Raw genomic sequence first — 16,614 nt, 5'->3', positions numbered from 1 at the left:
ACACATGAAAAAGGCATCTGTCATTGGATTAGGTTTTTTAGAAAAGTTACTTGCTATAGTAAGTCCAATCCTTTTAGGCGTTATTGGATATTTTTCACCTAAATTAATAGAGATTATAAAAAAGATTCCTCTCTTTTCTGATTCAAAAATTATAGAACTTTTAAATTTTATTAATCCCTTCTGGCTTCCTATTATCCTCATGCTAATTGGTGTTATTGCAGGAATTTTATTTTCTTTAATTATTTATAGTGAAGCTTTAAAAATGAACATTACTTCGGAAAGCATTCACGTGAATAAGGACGATCAAAAGAAACAAATCACCAGATCAAATGTAAAAGCCGTTTTTGTAGATAAGCGTCAAGTGGTTATCATTGATCAAGAAGACCGAGAATGGTTACGTGAAACATCTGACATTACCCCAAGCAAAATTAAAGATACTTTCTTAATGCACGACTTCCCCTGGGTGGAACAAGATCCTTATAAACATGAGTATAGCTTATGGAAATTAGAGGATGCGCGATTTAATAAAAGCATAAATACTATTTTGTATGAAAGACGAAATGCCCTTCGAGAAGGAAACTCGAAAAAAAAGAAGCATTTACGCAAAGATTTGAATGAGCTAGGAGTCTTTGTCAAAGACGATGGAGAAAATCAGTATGTCCGTTCTATTAAATAATAGGACAATAGAAAAAAGATATAAAAAGCACCTTGCCCTGTATATTTGTAAGTAACTACGATTAAAAAATAGCAAAACCCACAGAGAAATTGAATTTCTCCTGTGGGTTTTATTAATTAAAATGGGCTTTTCTCCCTAAAGAAACATATTCAACAAAAGAGCAAAACCAAATGCAATAAATGATAACAATGTCTCGAGTACCGTCCACGTTTTAAATGTTTCCTTCACCGTCAAACCTAAATACTCTTTTACAAGCCAGAACCCTGCATCATTTACGTGAGAAAACATTAATGATCCTGCACCGGTTGCAATAACTAGCAACTCTAAATTCACACCAGACATGTGCTGAATAACTGGTGAAACAATCCCTGCTGCTGTCGTTAATGCTACTGTAGCTGAACCTGTTGCAATTCGAATTAATCCAGCTACCATGAAAGCTAATACAATTGGTGATAACGAAATATGTTCTGCCATTTGCGCAATCGCCGTTCCAACGCCACTTTCAATTAATATTTGTTTAAATCCACCGCCTGCACCAATTATTAAAATAATAGAACCGACAGGCAATAAACTTTCATCTGTTAATTTTTTAATCATCTTTTTATTAATACCTTGTTTGATACCAAGTAAATAAAATGCTGCGAAACATGAAATAAGTAAGGCGATTACTGGACTCCCTATAAACACAAAAAATTCAGTCAATTTTTTCGGTAATGAAATATATGGTGCAACTACTGATAAAATCATCAATACAACTGGTAATAAAATAATAAAGAATGAAACTTTACGACTTGGCAAATCAGTTGATACTGTCGTAACTCGAACAAGCTCCGGTTCATTTTCAGGTATAACCCTCTTATGTACCCACTTTGCAAATATTGGGCCTGCGATAATGGCTGTTGGTAACGCGATAATTAATGAATATAAAAGTACCTTTCCTAAGTTCGCGTTATAAATACCGATTGCTGTCATCGCCCCTGGATGTGGTGGTACGAGCCCGTGAACAATAGATAATCCTGCAATGACAGGTAACGCAATTAATAATATATTTTGCTTCGTCGTTTTTCGAATTGAAATAACGAGTGGTAATAAAATGACAATCCCCACTTCAAAAAATACGGGAATCCCTATAACAAACCCTGCAAATAACATAGCCCAAGGTAATTTTTTTACGCCGAAAAATCGAATAAAGAAATCTGCAACTTGCATGCCTGCCCCTGAATCGGACATCATTTTTCCTAAAATTGTTCCAAGTGCTAAAATACCAACTAAATGCCCTAGTACACTACCAACACCAGTTTCATAGGCAGCCACTATTTTCGTTAAGTTCAGTCCAGACATAATAGCTAAAAATAAACTCGCAACTGTTAAACTAATAAATGCATGCCATTTCCACCATGATACCCCTAAAATAACAATTGTGATCGCAAGTAACGTGACGATTAATAAGTATATATCCATCTCTCATTCCCCTTACTTTTATCCCGATTGGTGTGAGCTAATAATTAGTGGATGATGCCCTCCTCCACTAATTAAAGTTTTACTTTATAAAAAAAGAGGGAACATTGGTCATCTCCCTGTCAAGTAGACAGAAATAAAAAGAGTATTATGCCACGGCCTTTTCCCGATATTCTATCGGGGAAAGGCCGTGAAGTTTTTCTTGGAATCTTTCTGTATTATAAAATTGAATATATTCTTGAATTGCTCGGTAGGCCATTTCATATGTTTTTGGGCACACTAAATACAACTTCTCTGTTTTTAAATGTGAGAAGAATGATTCGATACACGCATTATCAAAACAGTTTCCACGTCTAGAATGACTACCGACAAATCCTAATTTCTCTAACTGTTTTGCGTAGGATTTAGATGTATATTGAAACCCTTGATCTGAATGGAAAAGGGGCTTAGTAGTTAATGACTTCCCTTCTAATTGACGTAATGTAGTTAAAACCAAATCTAAATCATTTCTTGAAGATAGCTTCCAGGCAACAATTTCATTGTTGTATAAATCTAACACAGCCGACAAATAGGCAAATTGTTCTCCGATTCGTACATAAGTAATATCTGTTACGAATTTTTGATTTTGCTTTTCAGCTTGAAACTCTCGATTCAAATGATTTTTAAATACCACAGATGTTTTTCTTCCATAAAACGGACGTTTTTTTCGAATGATAGATTGAATACCCAGCTCTCTCATAAGACGACGAACACGTTTATGATTCATTACCATTCCTTCTCGAGCCAAAGCACGAGTCATACGTTTATACCCATAGTAAGGGTGCTGACGATGAATAGATAAAATATGTTCTTTATGCCACATATCCCTTTTCTGACGTAAACGCTGCACGTTATGATATTTCCGCCATTTATAGTAGCCAGCCTTAGAAACTTCCGCGATTTGAAGCAACCATCGGAGTGGATAGGCTTGGCGTAATGAATCGATAAGAGAAAATCGTTCTTTCTTTAGGACCATTCCTTCCCGTGTAGATTTGGATTGCGCTTTTTTAAATACTCAACCTGTGCCTTCAAATAAGCATTTTCTTCTTCTAGACTATTAAAATTCTTTCGATTCCAGACACCACGTTGATCATCAAAGGACTCCCCTTGTTGCGCACGTTTTACCCACTCAATAATCTGGGCATCGCTCTTCACACCGAGTTGTTCACGAATTTCTCGCAATGATTTTCTCTCTTCTAATCGAAGACGAACTGCTTCTCGCTTTAGTTCTTCTGTATATTTTTGAAATGATTGTCCTTTTCTTGCCATAAAAAAATCCCCTCCAGATAAAACAGTATTGAGTCCATCATATCAGATGGACTCTTTTTTTACTGTCTACCTATAGGGGATAATACCACATCCCCTCTTTTTTATACGTCATAATTCACTACATAATGCTGCATCTCTGTATTGTAGTAGCCTTCGCTATATTCAATTACTTCGCCAACTTCATCGTAAGAATAACGCATACGTTTTAATAGCGCTGTCCCCTCTTTTTCACCTAGCGCTTCTGCAACGAAACTAGGCGCGAGTCCAACAGCGAATTCATCTCTGAAGTTTTCTAAGTGAATGCCTCGGTCTTCAACTAAATCATAAAGCGATTGCAAGTCAAAGTCCGATAAATCTGTACTTGCCATTCCTGCTGAGAAATAGTGCGTATAATGAATGTAAGGTGCATCATTTAACGTATATAAACGTTCAATACGAAAACTCTCCTTGCCGAATAATCGAAATGGCACCGTTCCTTCTTCATTATGAACGATTTCTGCTTTTAGCAATTTCTTTTGTACTTTATATCCTTCTTCCACTAACACTTCTGTAAATTTCTTACCTTTTGACAACTTTGTCGCAGAAGTATTACGGATAACTTTCGTTCCTTTACCGCTTTTCTTTTCCAAATATCCTTCTTGAGCGAGTTCTTTAATCGCATTTCGCACTGTAATTTTACTCACTTTGAACTCTTCTTCTAACTGCGGTTCGGAAGGAATATTCGTATGAATCGCATATACACCATGCAATATTCGATCACGAATAATATTTTTTATTTGTAAATATAATGGTCCTTTTTTTCTCGTTACGTTCACCGTTACACCCACTACCTTTCTACATCACCTACTGATGCCGTCATTGCCCGAAGTATATCCTTCTCTGATGACATTGGCGTATCACCGACGATTGTATGTGCAAGCATTCCAGCTGCTGACGCAAATGAAACAGCTTTCTCTGGTGCAAACTCTTCTATCTCGCCATGAATAATCCCGCTCGTATAAGCATCTCCAGCACCTATTCTATCATATACAGAAAACGTAAGTGTTTTTGCAAAAGTGAACGCGCCATCTTTACATATAAATCCGCGAAGCGAGTGTGTATTATCACTGTTAATAGAGCGATGAGTACCAGCGATTGTAGCGATATGATACGTTTCAGCCACCTTTGGAATAAGATCAACAAGCTGCGCCTCTCGCTCCGTTTCTTCGGTTTTCATTCCTAAAACAAACATCGCATCTTTTTCATTCATCATAACAATATTAGCAAGTCCTAGCATTTCTTCATAATGCGGCTTTGCCTGTTCATATCCGTCTTCTCCCCAAAGTGATGGACGATAATTGCAATCAAAAACGACGGTTCCTCCGTTTTCTTTCACTGCTTTCGCTAAAGATTTCATATGATGGCGCACAGTATCATTCATCGCAAGTGTAATACCACAAAAATGAACGATATCAATTTCCTTTGCGATTTCTTCAAATTGATACATTTCTTCACATGCCATATTGAAGCTACTTTCTAGTCGATTCGAATACGTAACGCGGCTTGCACGTGCACCAAATCCATTTTCTAAAAAGTACATGCCGACATATTTGCCACCTCTTGAAACAAGTGAGGTTTGCACACCTAACTTTTGAATGTAAGATAATGCAGCATCTCCAACCGAATTTTCTGGTAAAGTTGAAATAAGAAAGCCTTCATGCCCGAGATGAGAAAGTGCCGCTGCCACGTTCACACCTGTACCAGAAAAAGAGTAATTTAATGTGTTAGCTTGCGACAATAACTCATATCCAGGTACTTGCAGGCGCATCATTACTTCGCCGAACGCTGCAATTTTCTTACGCATATTGATCAACTAGCTTTTTCACGACTGCTAATAATTCACGAACATCTTCTACTTTCGTATTACCAGTTTCTTTATCAATAATAGAAGAGTATACGTGCGGGATAACTTGCTCTACATTTGCCTCAAGCGCAATACGTACAATTGTTTCAAAGTTTTCTTTATCAATTCCACCTGTTGGCTCTAATGCGAATCCTTCTTCTGCACAAGCTTTCGCAACTGCGCGATATTCTTCTTCGTGAGCTAGCCCTTTCATCGGGAAGTATTTCAATGAATTTCCGCCCATATCACGTACAAGTGCGATCGCTGTTTTAATTGGAACGATTGCTTTTTCTTCCCCAGCTGCACTAATTGGACCAGTAGAAATATTTACGTACCCTACTTTTCCTGTTGGAGATACTAAACTATTAATCCAGCTATCTTTTCCACCAAGATTTGCACGTGTCGCTCCAACTGAAGGGAACACTTGGTTAATATGGCTGCCAGGATAATGCTTCGCAATTTCAGCTACAACTGCCGCTTGGCGATTATCTCCTGCTCCTAGTCCGATTGATACTGCGTCATCAATTTCTTTTCCGTATGCTTTCATCGCTGTAACTGCTTCTTCTACTGTTGGGTAGTCTTTTGATAGCACTCCGACTACTACATAACCTTCTGCTGCTTCAAAGATGTCTTGTGCATTTTCGATATTGTTCGCTAATACATTTAATGCTACACGGCCTTTATAAAAACGTTTTTGAATGTTTGTCATTTTAGTTTCCCCCTACAATTCCTCTCAATTTTTCTTCAATTACATGTATGTCATCACCTTGAAGTGGACGTGGATCAATATCAAAGAACCCCTGTCTTACTCCGTAATCACGTGTATAGATTGCGATTTCCCCTTCGCGTAATGCTGTTACAACGTCTTTTGCTGATTTATTTAACTCATTCTCGTTAATGTGAATACGTGCTCTAAAGATTGCTCTTCCTGCTTCATCTTGAACGATCGTTACATTTACACCGTTTAATTCTTTTAGCGGCATAAGTACTTGTAATAACTCCTTTTCTTGTTCACTTTTATCTTCTTTTACTCCGTACTCATCAAGCGCTTGAAGTAAACCAAAAGTTGTTTCTTTCCCAACTTTCATACTTCTTCCGATGCAATGTAATTGCACTTTCAACCACTCAATATATTTTCGTTTCCCACCAACAATACCAGAAGTAGGTCCTTCAATTGCCTTTGAACCGCTATAAATAGCAAGATCTGAATACTTCACATATTTTTGAATGTCTTCTTCAGCTGCCGCATCAACGATAAGTGGTACGTTATTTCGCTGCGCAACTTCCCATGCTTCTTCAACAGAAATCATATTTTTTTGCACTGCATGATGTGATTTCACATACAGAATCGCTGCTGTATTTTCACCAATCGCATCTTCAATATGCTCCGCTTTTCCTTCATTTGCGTAGCCAACTTCTACAAGTTTACCGCCGCCTAAATAAATCATCGTTTCGACTGGAGCACCGTATTGAACGTTATGACCTTTTAACATAATCACTTCGTTTTTCAAAATAACCTCTTGATGAAGTCTTTCACTTTTACGGCGATTTCCTTCTGTAACGATGCCAGCGATAGAAAGTGCAATTCCGCTCGATGCTGAATTCACAACGACCGCTGCCTCTGAATCTAGAATTCTCGCAATATGGTCTCCCGCTTTATCTACTAAATCAGCAATTTCCACATAATTTTGTCCACCATGTTTCATCGCATCCATAACTGTATCTGTCGGAGCGGATACACCTAAAATACTCATTCTACCGCTCGCATTAATTACTCTTTTTAATCCGTACTTAGCATTCAATGAATGACCCATTGATTACAACCCCTTTCGTATCAATTCTTCTTTCAGCAACGCGCTGATCCCCTTCTGAATCAATTAACGTAACCTTCTCATCTTTCACCGTAAATAAAGTTAAGTTTGCAATATCGCCTTCTTGAATACGGCCAAGCTCTGGTTTTTTCAGCCACTCTGCCGCATTTTTCGTCACCGCATCAATTACTTCTTCTAGCGGATAACCTAAGTAAAGGAATTTCGAAAGAACGTGAGCCATACTATACACGGGACCATGTATACGATTCTTCCGGTAAATATCTGTACTAATTGTATTAAAAGCAATATCGTGACGCTTCGCCGCCTCTGCTACTTTAAAAGAAAAACTAGCATTACCGTGACCAACATCTAAATGAACACCGCGCTTCACTGCATCTAGTAATACAGGTAGCGGTTTGCCTTCTTCATCAAATAAATTATTTTCTTTCCCGTTTAAGTAATGTGTAATCACATCATCTTTTTCTAAAAGAGGTACAACTTCCTCAATGCGAGGAGGTGCTGAACCGATATGTACCATAATTGGCAATGATGTTTCACGAGATAAAGAGCGTGCAACATGAAGCGGTTCAATTCCGCTGTCACAAACGACACTTTTACTCATTCTTGCCTTTAACCCAACGATTACATCTTTATACTTTTCTACTACTTCTATCACTTTCTCTTTATCTATCCATTCCATATTGGACAATTCATCAATTCGTTTCAAACCGATGCGAGAAATATTTAAAAAGGCAAATAAATTCGTTTTCGCCTGTTTTCTACTTTTTACTAAATCTGCAATACGATCAGCTCCGCAGCTACCCGCATCAACAATTGTCGTTACCCCTTGCTTAACGCCAATTTCGTCCACCTCATCGCCATACGGATCAAACTCTGGAAAAGCATGAACGTGCAAATCAATCCAACCACTCGATACGTAAGTACCAGAGTAATCAAGAACCTTTCCACCTTCGCCAGCACCAGCTTTCGTCACCTGTGCGATTTTGTTATTTTCAATTACAATGTCAATCTCTTCCCCGTTCACACGTTTCACATTACGTAGTACGAATCGTTCTGTCATTGTACTTCCACCCTTTTCTATAAGAAGCCATGAGAATACGCTTACATTAAAGTTTCATTTTATATGTCTTTCACACGTTTAGCGTAACATAAAAAAAGGGAGAAGTAAATATAACGTTATAATGTTTAATTTTATATTAAAATGTGAGTTTCCATTACATATTCGGACAACCTATAAGCAGGAGGGATATTCTTGAGACTTCGAATTTTATTATTTATAATTTTAATCATTTTATATGTACCAACAACGGTTAGCGCAGCCCCTCCATCACTCACGGCTGCATTTATCCGAGACCATCAGCTATGGATAAAGACAGGAAATCAAGAAATCCAAATCACAAAAAACCGATATGTGTATTCTCCGAAATGGTCTTATGACGGTAGGTTTATTGGTTATATTGATAGTGATGAAACGGGTAAAAAATCTAACTTATTCATTTATGATACGGAAGAGAAAATAAACTACCAGCCTTATGTAAGAGTCGTAACATCTGACTTTAAGTGGTCACCAAATAAAAATCAATTGGCTTACACTGATCAAGGTTTATTAAACGTTACAAAAATTAAAAATGGTCGCCCACAAGGTTTTGAAAATGTATCACTTGGGGTTAGTGATTTCGAATGGTTCCCGAACGGAAAGGAATTTATCGTCTCCTCACAATCCTGCTTGCGTCCGACCGGGTGGGGCACAATTCCACTTTATAAAATACCAGTTGATGCAAATCTTGCTAAAGATAAAATAAAGCCTTTTTATACGATTCAAACAAATGAAACTGATTTATTTGCGATTAACGCTAACTATTTCAAGTGGAGTTCTGATGGAAAGTGGATTAGCCTTTTGGCAAATCCTACTGCTTCTTTGGCAATGGATAGCAATACATTATGTGTTATCTCATCAAAAGGGAAACACTTTCGAACGATTGGTAACATGCTATGGTTCAAAGATTGGATGAAGTGGGCTCCATCAACTAATCAACTGGCCTATATTTCAGGCGAAGGAAGGTTTTTTGTAGAAAATAAAAAATTTACAGTTGCAGACATGGTAACAGCAAAACAACAAAAGGTCTACACACCTATCGGTTATGTAGACCTTGATTTAGAATGGCTTTCACCAAACAAAGTGGTTGTAGCTCGTGCAAAAGACAATAAGGTATGGAAAGAAGGCCCTGTTCCGAAGATGTTTACAACACTTTATACGATTAATATAAAAACAGAAGAACAGAAACAAATCTCGTTCCCAAAACAGAATGAACGTGATGAAGACCCTCAAGTTATTGGACCTTATCTTACTTGGCTTCGCAAGAAAGCAAATATATATAAAGGCGATGTCTGGGTGAAGGATAGCTTACATAGTCAGGAGTATATGTGGCTGAAGAATGTTGATGAGGCTCCAATCTTTTTTACTAGGAATGAACGTCATTGAAGATGTGTTCATTACAACCCTCGTCATATAAAGTGAAACTTTAATCAGTGGGGGTTTTCTTCATCCCCCACTGATTATTAGCCCTCACCAATCGGACTTTTATGGGAGAATCAAGATTATCTATTCCTGAACCGTCACAATAACCCCATCCATATTATTCCCAGAAATTTCATACTGCTTATTCGCTGGAACATTCACTTTCCTGTTCCCGGAAACTTTATAATAAGAAACCGTATATTTCTTACCTTCCACATCGGTTGTGATTTCTTTTTTCTCTTTTAAGAAGTCCAAATATTCCTCTAGTGTAATTTTCTCCTTTTGCATAATAGCACTATGCGGTAATCCTACATAACGTATATGCCACGGCTCATATTGAATGCCTGTAATATGACTTTTATTTTTCGGATAACGTAAAACAAATCCGTGTTTCCATACATTATTCGCAATCCATTTTCCTTCAGGCGCTTTCTCCATCTTCTTTTGCGTAGATCCAACGTCGAGTGATAATCCTAAATTATGTTCACTGTATCCTGCTGGAAGTGCATAGTCAGATCCCATTTCTTTATATAACTTACTTTGTTCTTTAAAATCTCGATATCCGCTACTCATTAAGAAATGCTGTACTCCATCTTTTCCAGCTGCATCGACAACGTTCAAAAAATTTTCCACAACATCCTTTGATAAGCGAAGATTTCTATCAAATATGACGTAGCCTCTTACTAATTCACTATTATGATTTACATTTATAATGTCAGACCTAATACTATCTTTTTTAACTGGGTAATCTTTATTAACTAATAATAGATCCCCTTTATAAATGTCTTCTTTTGTAACCTCTATATTTTCCGTATTCGCAGCTCTTACCGTATTATCTTTGTCTGCAACTTTAACATCGATCTCTTTTTGAAATAATGGTGATATATAAACGCCTACACAGATTGTGCATGCTATAAAAAAAGAAATAAATACCCACTTTTTCATTTCTAGTCCCTCCTTCACGTAACTTACGTATAGAATAGAAAAAACTATTAAAATAAAAAGTGGGGTAAAGTTTAAATTTTTATTAAATTACTTCGCTCTCTTCTTTTGGCAATCTCACTTCAAATATCGTTCTAATTACATTACTTTCAGCAGAAATCTTTCCATCATGCTGCTCAACAATATTTTTCGCAATAAATAGCCCAAGGCCTGTACCACCTTGCTGCTCTGATCTTGCCTTATCACCTGTATAAAACATATCAAAAAGATACGGTAAATCTTCTTCCGGAATGCTATCTCCGTAATTAATAATTTGTACGACTACCTCTTCACCTTCAATGTACCCGTTCACATCAACAAACTTTCCATCATACCCGTAGCGAATCGCATTCGTTAACAGATTTTCAAATACTCTCGCTAATAATTTCCCGTCACCGTTAATAGGTAATTGCGGCGTGATATTCAATCTCGCTTCTAATTCCTTCTTTTCTAATAACGGATATAATTCTTCATCTAACTGAATAAGCAATTCACCTATATCAATTGGTCTTTTTTCCAGCTTCAGCATCCCATAATTCATTCTTGTGATTTCAAATAATTCATCAATTAAACTTTCCAGCCTTTCGGATTTCGTAAAAGCAATTGTGGAAAAATGTTTAATTTGTTCTTTCGTCAAATTCTCATCTTTAAGAATTAAATCTAAGTAACCTAAAACAGACGTTAACGGCGTTCTTAAATCGTGAGCTAAGTTAACAATAAGCTGGTCTTTACTACTTTCTGCAAAGTCGCCTCGTTCCACTGCTTCCTTTAATTTTTCACTCGCTACATTAATTTCACGTGCAATATATCCAAACTCATCATTTGATGACACGCGAACTTCATTTGTAAATTCTCCGTTTGCCAAATGGTGAATCCCATTTGAAATCTCATCAAAATATTTTACATACGGTCTAGTAAGGAAGAAGAAAAACATAATGGATAGAGGAATGAAAATAATTAAAAAGAAATTAACATCCCCAATTTGTCTTACCATGGAACGAAATTGAGCTAACGGGTCCTCAAAACGAACGACCAATTTATAATAAATTCGTAATCCTTCATAAATGATATACGTTACGCCACCAGCAAATATCATACTTAACGCAAATAGCATAACCATCTTCGAGCGAAAGCTTCTCATCTTTTTAGCCATTGAAAGTATAACCTACTCCCCACACTGTTTTGATTAACTTGTTCTTTCTTTTATCTTCCCCAAGTTTTTTCCGCAATGTACGAATATGTACCATAACTGTATTTCCACCTTCAAAATAATCATCTGCCCATACTTGCTGAAAAATATTTTCTACATTGTACACTTTCTTCGGATGGCTCGCTAATAAATATAAAATATCAAACTCTTTCGGTGTTAATTCAATTTGCTCTCCATAGACGTTCACTGTTCTTCGCTCAGGATCAATAATAACTCCGCCTACCTCTAAAGCTGATTTATTGTCCGCTACTTTCGGCTGATTTAACGTAAGAAATCGGCGTAATTGTGCATTTACACGTGCAACTAATTCAATCGGTGTAAAAGGTTTCGTCATATAATCATCTGCACCCAATACTAAACCTGTCACCTTATCAAAATCAGACGTTTTCGCACTTAAGAAAATGATTGGCATATGGTGCTTCGCGCGAATTTGGCGCGTCACTTCATATCCATCCATTTTCGGCATCATAATATCTAAAACCACTAAGTCGATTGGCTGCGTTTCAATAATATGAATTGCCTCTTCTCCATCCGCTGCTTTCACGACGTAGTAGCCTTCTTTTTCTAAATGTATCTCAATTAAATCAGCAATTTCTGCCTCATCATCCGCTATTAAAATTGAAATGCGCTTCATATTACTCCCCCTTATATACGCTCGATTGTAAACTAGTCTATCCAATTTGTACAATAAGAAAAGGTTACTCGCGGGAGTAACCTTAGTAAATGAAATTTATATCGGCGATTTTCGAAATATATCGACCACAACTTGAATTATATCAGCGATTTTTTTAATATATCGACGTTTCGACAAGGAATATCGACTTATCGACAATTAACGACGAAATTCGCCCGCTATTTGAAAGACTCAACCTACCGCTCCAAAACAATCCGCTGTTTCGTAATCTCCGCCAACCTTCCGCGGTCTACTTCATACTCAGCGGCAACGCTTTGCGGTACAATAACCTTTCCGCCTTCAAGCATCACTTCCGGCGAAATAATATCTTTCTCCCAATGTCGACTAGAGGCAGATATATCTCCTGGAATCGTAAAGTTCGGCAATGAAGCAAGCGCAACATTTTGTGCTCGTGAAATCCCCATCTCTACCATACCACCGCACCAAACGGGTATGTTATGCTCCATGCAATAATTATGGATTTGAATCGATTCTGTTAATCCGCCCACTCGCCCTGGTTTAATGTTAACGATGCGGCAGCTGCCAAGCGTAATCGCAACGCGTGCGTCTTCTAAACTATGGATGCTTTCGTCTAAACAAATGGGCGTTGCAATTTCCTTTTGCAACTGTGCATGATCGAGAAAATCGTAGTCCGCTAGTGGTTGTTCAATCATCATTAATTGAAATTCATCTAATCGTTTCAATTTCTCTGTATCCGCTAATGTATAGGCTGAATTTGCATCAGCCATTAACGGGATATGCGGAAACTCTTTACGAATTTCTTTCAATAACTCGTAGTCATGCTCTGGTTTTATTTTCACTTTAAAACGCTCGTATCCTTCTTCTGCATACTTCTCGATTTGTTTTAGCATAACCGGTATTGTATTGATACCAATCACAACACCAACTTCAATTTCAGTCCTAGTTCCGCCAAGTAACGTCGCTAGCGATTCCTGTTCTCGCTTCGCATATAAATCCCAAACAGCGCCTTCAATTCCGGCCTTTGCCATTCGGTTTCTTTTTATATGCTGAAACAAACCTGGCACTTCATTCGGATGAGAAATCTCCGCCTTTAATAAATCAGGTAATAAAAAATCTTGTAGTACATGCAATGCTGTCTTCACTGTTTCTTCCGTATACCAAGGTTCAGAGAACGCAACGACTTCTCCAAATCCAATGTATCCGTCCGTATCTTCTAATTCAATGACGATGCTCTCACGCTTCTCATACGTTCCGTAGCTTGCAGCAAACGGAATGACAAGTGGCATTTCCGTTATATGAAGTGTCGCTTTTTTTATTTCCACTTACCTCTCCTCCACTAATTCTCTTAACTCTCGTCTTAACAATTTTTTCGAAGCGTTACGTGGTAATTCCTCTAAGAAACATGCTTTCTTCGGCACTTTATATTTCGCTAATTTCTCCTCGCAAAAGTGAAGAATTTCTTCTTCTGTTACCGCCCCGCTTTTCACAACAAAAGCAGCGGGTACTTGTCCCCATTTATCATCAGTCATACCTACAACACCAGCTTCCGCTATCGCTGGATGGGACAGCAACACTTCTTCAATTTGAGCCGGATATATATTCTCTCCGCCAGAAATAATTAAATCACTGCGGCGATCTAATACGTATAAAAATCCTTCTTCATCTAAATAACCGAGGTCGCCAGTATGAAGCCATCCGTTTTGAATAGTCTCACGCGTCGCATCTTCACGGTTAAAGTAGCCGCCTGTTACATTTGGTCCTTTTACTACGATCTCGCCTTCCGCATGTGGCGGCACTACTACGCCGTCTTTTTCAATACGAAGTTGGCACTGAAATAGTGGCTTTCCAGCTGATCCTACTTTCGTTAACATGTAATCTGCGGACAACGTACAAATTTGCGAAGACGTTTCTGTCATACCGTACGTTTGATACACAGGAATTCCTTTATCTACACATGTTTCGAGTAACGGTTTTGGCGCTGGTCCTCCACCAAGTAACATACATCGTAAAGAAGAAGGATATGTTTCTTCTCCAAGTCTCTCTAATAAATCAGTTAACATTTTTGATACGACTGAAATAATCGTTACGCCTCTCGTTTGAAGTGCTGTATGAATAAAATCAGCATCATATTTCGGAACGAGTAAAATGCGCATGCCGTACATAATATTTTTCATTAGAAGAGATAACCCGCCAACATGGAACATCGGCATACACGCTAACCAGCAATCATCATCACGAAGTCCTAAATTAAGCGAAGAGCCAACCGCGCTGGCCCAGTGATTTCCATATGTTAAAATAACGCCTTTCGGTTTCCCTGTCGTCCCTGACGTATAAATAATCGTCATCGCTTCTTCTAAAGAGAATTCTTCTTGTATAGAGGCTTCCTCTTTTGGTCCATTCATCACTTCGGCGAATGAATAGACAGGAACATCTTTAGCATCAAATTCTTGATCGGTCACTAAACAAATAACTTCAGCATCATCCATTTGCCAAAGTAGCTCTTCTCTTGAAAGACGCGTATTTAAAAGCACAGCTACTGCCCCTACGTACGATAGGGCATGAATAACTGTAATCATCTCCATACCATTTTTCATCAGAACAGCCACCTTTTGTCCTCGCTTCACTCCTACATGCGTGAGGTGTTCACAAACAGATACTACCTTTTCATGCAGCTGCATAAAAGTAACTTTCTCTTCCTCTATTTCAATTGCAGTACGATCTGGTGTTAAAAATGCACGTTGCTTTAACCAATTTGGCATCGTCTCCATCATACATTCTCCTTTCATGAAAGAAAGAGACTTGATGTGACATCAAGTCTCTTAGTTGTTTTGTTTCCGGTTTGATCTCATCTAGCTACAGCGGCTAGAACAGTCGGTCGTTTCACGCCTTCCTACGAGGCAAAAAGCGCCTCTACGTCAGGAGTTCCAACGCCCTCTTGTTCTAAGCGAGCCGCTTCCGCTTTTAATTTCATCCAGCTACAGCGGCTAGAATGTTCGGTGGCTTCACTTCTTCCTACGAGGCAAAAAACGCCTCTACGTCAGGAGTTCCAACGCCCTCTTGTTCTAAGCGAGCCGCTTCCGCTTTTGGTTTCATCTAGCTGCGCCTCCTAGCCCCTTCCGTCTAAGAACCTTCCGCACGAGAAAGTAAAAAAACACTTTCTGTGCGAAAGAACCTTAGCCTACGAGGCTAAAAAGTCGGCTCCGCTTTTGATTTGATCAAGGGAAACGAGGGAATTGACCGAAGTCCGGACTGCGTTTTTCTTTGAATGCGTCGCGACCTTCTTTTGCTTCGTCAGTTGTGTAGTACAATAACGTTGCATCTCCAGCTAGTTGTTGAATACCAGCTAGACCGTCTGTGTCTGCGTTGAATGCAGCTTTTAGGAAACGAAGTGCCATTGGGCTGTTTGCTAAGATCTCTTGTGCCCATTGTACTGTTTCTGCTTCAAGTTGTTCTAATGGTACTACTGTATTTACTAAGCCCATATCAAGCGCTTCCCCAGCACTGTATTGACGGCATAGGTACCAAATTTCGCGAGCTTTCTTGTGGCCTACCATACGAGCTAAGTAACCAGCTCCGTATCCACCGTCAAAGCTTCCTACTTTAGGACCTGTTTGTCCGAATACAGCGTTGTCTGCAGCGATTGTTAAGTCACATACGATATGAAGTACGTGTCCTCCACCGATTGCATAACCTGCTACCATTGCGATAACTGGTTTAGGAATTGCACGAATTAGACGTTGTAAGTCTAATACGTTTAGACGTGGGATTTGGTCGTCACCTACATATCCACCATGACCACGAACTTTTTGGTCGCCGCCAGAACAGAATGCACGTCCACCTTCACCTGTTAAAATGATAACGCCAACATTTGCATCATCACGAGCTTGTGCAAAAGCGTCGATTAACTCCATTACCGTTTTTGGACGGAATGCGTTATGTACTTCAGGACGGTTAATCGAAATTTTTGCGATACCATTGTATGTTGAATAAATAATATCTTCGTAATTGCCTTCTTTTACCCATTCAATAGCCATTACAACTACCTCCTTGTATATTTCTGATCTCATCTATAAGTGTAACTTCATTCTTAACTG

15 protein-coding genes are annotated in these 16,614 nt (G+C 38.4%); 2 read left to right on the top strand and 13 right to left on the bottom strand.

The window, feature by feature from the left end; genetic code table 11:
* Positions 1-4 precede the first annotated feature (4 nt).
* Entirely contained in the window at positions 5-676 is a 672-nt protein-coding gene (locus B9A45_RS05030; protein WP_000710356.1) for a YqeB family protein, read from the top strand.
* A gap of 135 nt (positions 677-811) precedes the next feature.
* On the opposite strand, the gene gntP is transcribed toward B9A45_RS05030, so the two are convergent.
* The 7 genes from gntP to B9A45_RS04995 form a co-directional block, all read right to left on the bottom strand.
* Positions 812-2,137 (bottom strand): gluconate permease GntP, encoded by a 1,326-nt coding sequence (gntP, locus tag B9A45_RS05025; protein WP_000356187.1) that lies wholly within the window; start codon positions 2,135-2,137, stop codon positions 812-814.
* A 145-nt stretch (positions 2,138-2,282) separates the two neighbouring features.
* Positions 2,283-3,442 (bottom strand): IS3-like element ISBth8 family transposase gene (locus B9A45_RS05020; protein ID WP_087874946.1). Its coding sequence is split into 2 segments (ribosomal slippage): positions 2,283-3,184 and positions 3,184-3,442, totalling 1,161 coding nucleotides; the frame shifts between segments, so codons are not numbered across the junction.
* A 101-nt stretch (positions 3,443-3,543) separates the two neighbouring features.
* The gene (locus B9A45_RS05015; protein ID WP_000539261.1) at positions 3,544-4,269 is read right to left on the bottom strand and encodes a GntR family transcriptional regulator; all 726 of its coding nucleotides are present in this window, start codon (positions 4,267-4,269) and stop codon (positions 3,544-3,546) included.
* Complete coding sequence (locus B9A45_RS05010) at positions 4,269-5,285, bottom strand: sugar kinase (RefSeq protein WP_016110852.1); 1,017 nt, start codon at positions 5,283-5,285, stop codon at positions 4,269-4,271. The genes B9A45_RS05015 and B9A45_RS05010 overlap by 1 nt, the downstream gene beginning before the upstream one ends.
* Positions 5,278-6,033 carry a 2-dehydro-3-deoxy-phosphogluconate aldolase gene (locus B9A45_RS05005; RefSeq protein WP_084063900.1) on the bottom strand — a complete coding sequence of 252 codons (756 nt, stop codon included), beginning with the start codon at positions 6,031-6,033 and terminating at the stop codon, positions 5,278-5,280. Before B9A45_RS05005 ends, B9A45_RS05010 begins: the two co-directional genes overlap by 8 nt.
* Position 6,034: 1 nt before the next feature.
* Entirely contained in the window at positions 6,035-7,138 is a 1,104-nt protein-coding gene (locus B9A45_RS05000; protein WP_084063899.1) for a DgaE family pyridoxal phosphate-dependent ammonia lyase, read from the bottom strand.
* Positions 7,116-8,216, bottom strand: coding sequence for an amidohydrolase/deacetylase family metallohydrolase (locus tag B9A45_RS04995; protein ID WP_016110855.1), 1,101 nt, complete (start codon positions 8,214-8,216; stop codon positions 7,116-7,118). Before B9A45_RS04995 ends, B9A45_RS05000 begins: the two co-directional genes overlap by 23 nt.
* Before the next feature lie 192 nt (positions 8,217-8,408).
* On the opposite strand from B9A45_RS04995, the gene B9A45_RS04990 reads away from it, so the two are divergent.
* Positions 8,409-9,638, top strand: coding sequence for a hypothetical protein (locus B9A45_RS04990; RefSeq protein WP_053514577.1), 1,230 nt, complete (start codon positions 8,409-8,411; stop codon positions 9,636-9,638).
* Positions 9,639-9,758: 120 nt separating this feature from the next.
* Here the strand turns inward: B9A45_RS04990 and B9A45_RS04985 are convergent, their stop codons facing one another.
* From B9A45_RS04985 to menB, 6 genes are all read right to left on the bottom strand, one after another.
* Positions 9,759-10,619, bottom strand: coding sequence for a M15 family metallopeptidase (locus tag B9A45_RS04985; RefSeq protein ID WP_016110858.1), 861 nt, complete (start codon positions 10,617-10,619; stop codon positions 9,759-9,761).
* Positions 10,620-10,701: 82 nt separating this feature from the next.
* Complete coding sequence (locus tag B9A45_RS04980) at positions 10,702-11,808, bottom strand: HAMP domain-containing sensor histidine kinase (protein ID WP_016110859.1); 1,107 nt, start codon at positions 11,806-11,808, stop codon at positions 10,702-10,704.
* Positions 11,801-12,499, bottom strand: a complete 699-nt coding sequence (locus B9A45_RS04975; protein ID WP_016110860.1) for a response regulator transcription factor — start codon at positions 12,497-12,499, stop codon at positions 11,801-11,803. The genes B9A45_RS04980 and B9A45_RS04975 overlap by 8 nt, the downstream gene beginning before the upstream one ends.
* A gap of 236 nt (positions 12,500-12,735) precedes the next feature.
* Positions 12,736-13,842, bottom strand: coding sequence for an o-succinylbenzoate synthase (gene menC, locus B9A45_RS04970; protein ID WP_016110861.1), 1,107 nt, complete (start codon positions 13,840-13,842; stop codon positions 12,736-12,738).
* Entirely contained in the window at positions 13,843-15,288 is a 1,446-nt protein-coding gene (locus tag B9A45_RS04965; RefSeq protein WP_016110862.1) for an o-succinylbenzoate--CoA ligase, read from the bottom strand.
* A gap of 447 nt (positions 15,289-15,735) precedes the next feature.
* A complete protein-coding gene (menB, locus tag B9A45_RS04955; protein WP_000963884.1) occupies positions 15,736-16,554 on the bottom strand; it encodes a 1,4-dihydroxy-2-naphthoyl-CoA synthase in 819 nt (272 codons plus the stop codon).
* Between the last annotated feature and the right edge of the window lie 60 nt (positions 16,555-16,614).

This window comes from Bacillus sp. JKS001846, from assembly GCF_900176455.1.
In the GTDB taxonomy this organism is placed as follows: Bacteria; Bacillota; Bacilli; order Bacillales; family Bacillaceae_G; genus Bacillus_A; species Bacillus_A cereus.
Note: the sequence above shows the minus strand (reverse complement) of the source record. Positions and strands in the feature narration are given on the sequence as shown.

Coding starts and splice junctions, on each gene's coding strand:
- B9A45_RS04995 (WP_016110855.1), bottom strand. CDS start 8,216: ATGACAGAACGATTCGTACTACGTAATGTGAAACGTGTGAACGGGGAA.
- B9A45_RS04980 (WP_016110859.1), bottom strand. CDS start 11,808: ATGGCTAAAAAGATGAGAAGCTTTCGCTCGAAGATGGTTATGCTATTT.
- B9A45_RS04985 (WP_016110858.1), bottom strand. CDS start 10,619: ATGAAAAAGTGGGTATTTATTTCTTTTTTTATAGCATGCACAATCTGT.
- B9A45_RS04965 (WP_016110862.1), bottom strand. CDS start 15,288: ATGGAGACGATGCCAAATTGGTTAAAGCAACGTGCATTTTTAACACCA.
- gntP (WP_000356187.1), bottom strand. CDS start 2,137: ATGGATATATACTTATTAATCGTCACGTTACTTGCGATCACAATTGTT.
- B9A45_RS05010 (WP_016110852.1), bottom strand. CDS start 5,285: ATGCGTAAGAAAATTGCAGCGTTCGGCGAAGTAATGATGCGCCTGCAA.
- B9A45_RS05000 (WP_084063899.1), bottom strand. CDS start 7,138: ATGGGTCATTCATTGAATGCTAAGTACGGATTAAAAAGAGTAATTAAT.
- B9A45_RS05005 (WP_084063900.1), bottom strand. CDS start 6,033: ATGACAAACATTCAAAAACGTTTTTATAAAGGCCGTGTAGCATTAAAT.
- B9A45_RS05030 (WP_000710356.1), top strand. CDS start 5: ATGAAAAAGGCATCTGTCATTGGATTAGGTTTTTTAGAAAAGTTACTT.
- menB (WP_000963884.1), bottom strand. CDS start 16,554: ATGGCTATTGAATGGGTAAAAGAAGGCAATTACGAAGATATTATTTAT.
- B9A45_RS04975 (WP_016110860.1), bottom strand. CDS start 12,499: ATGAAGCGCATTTCAATTTTAATAGCGGATGATGAGGCAGAAATTGCT.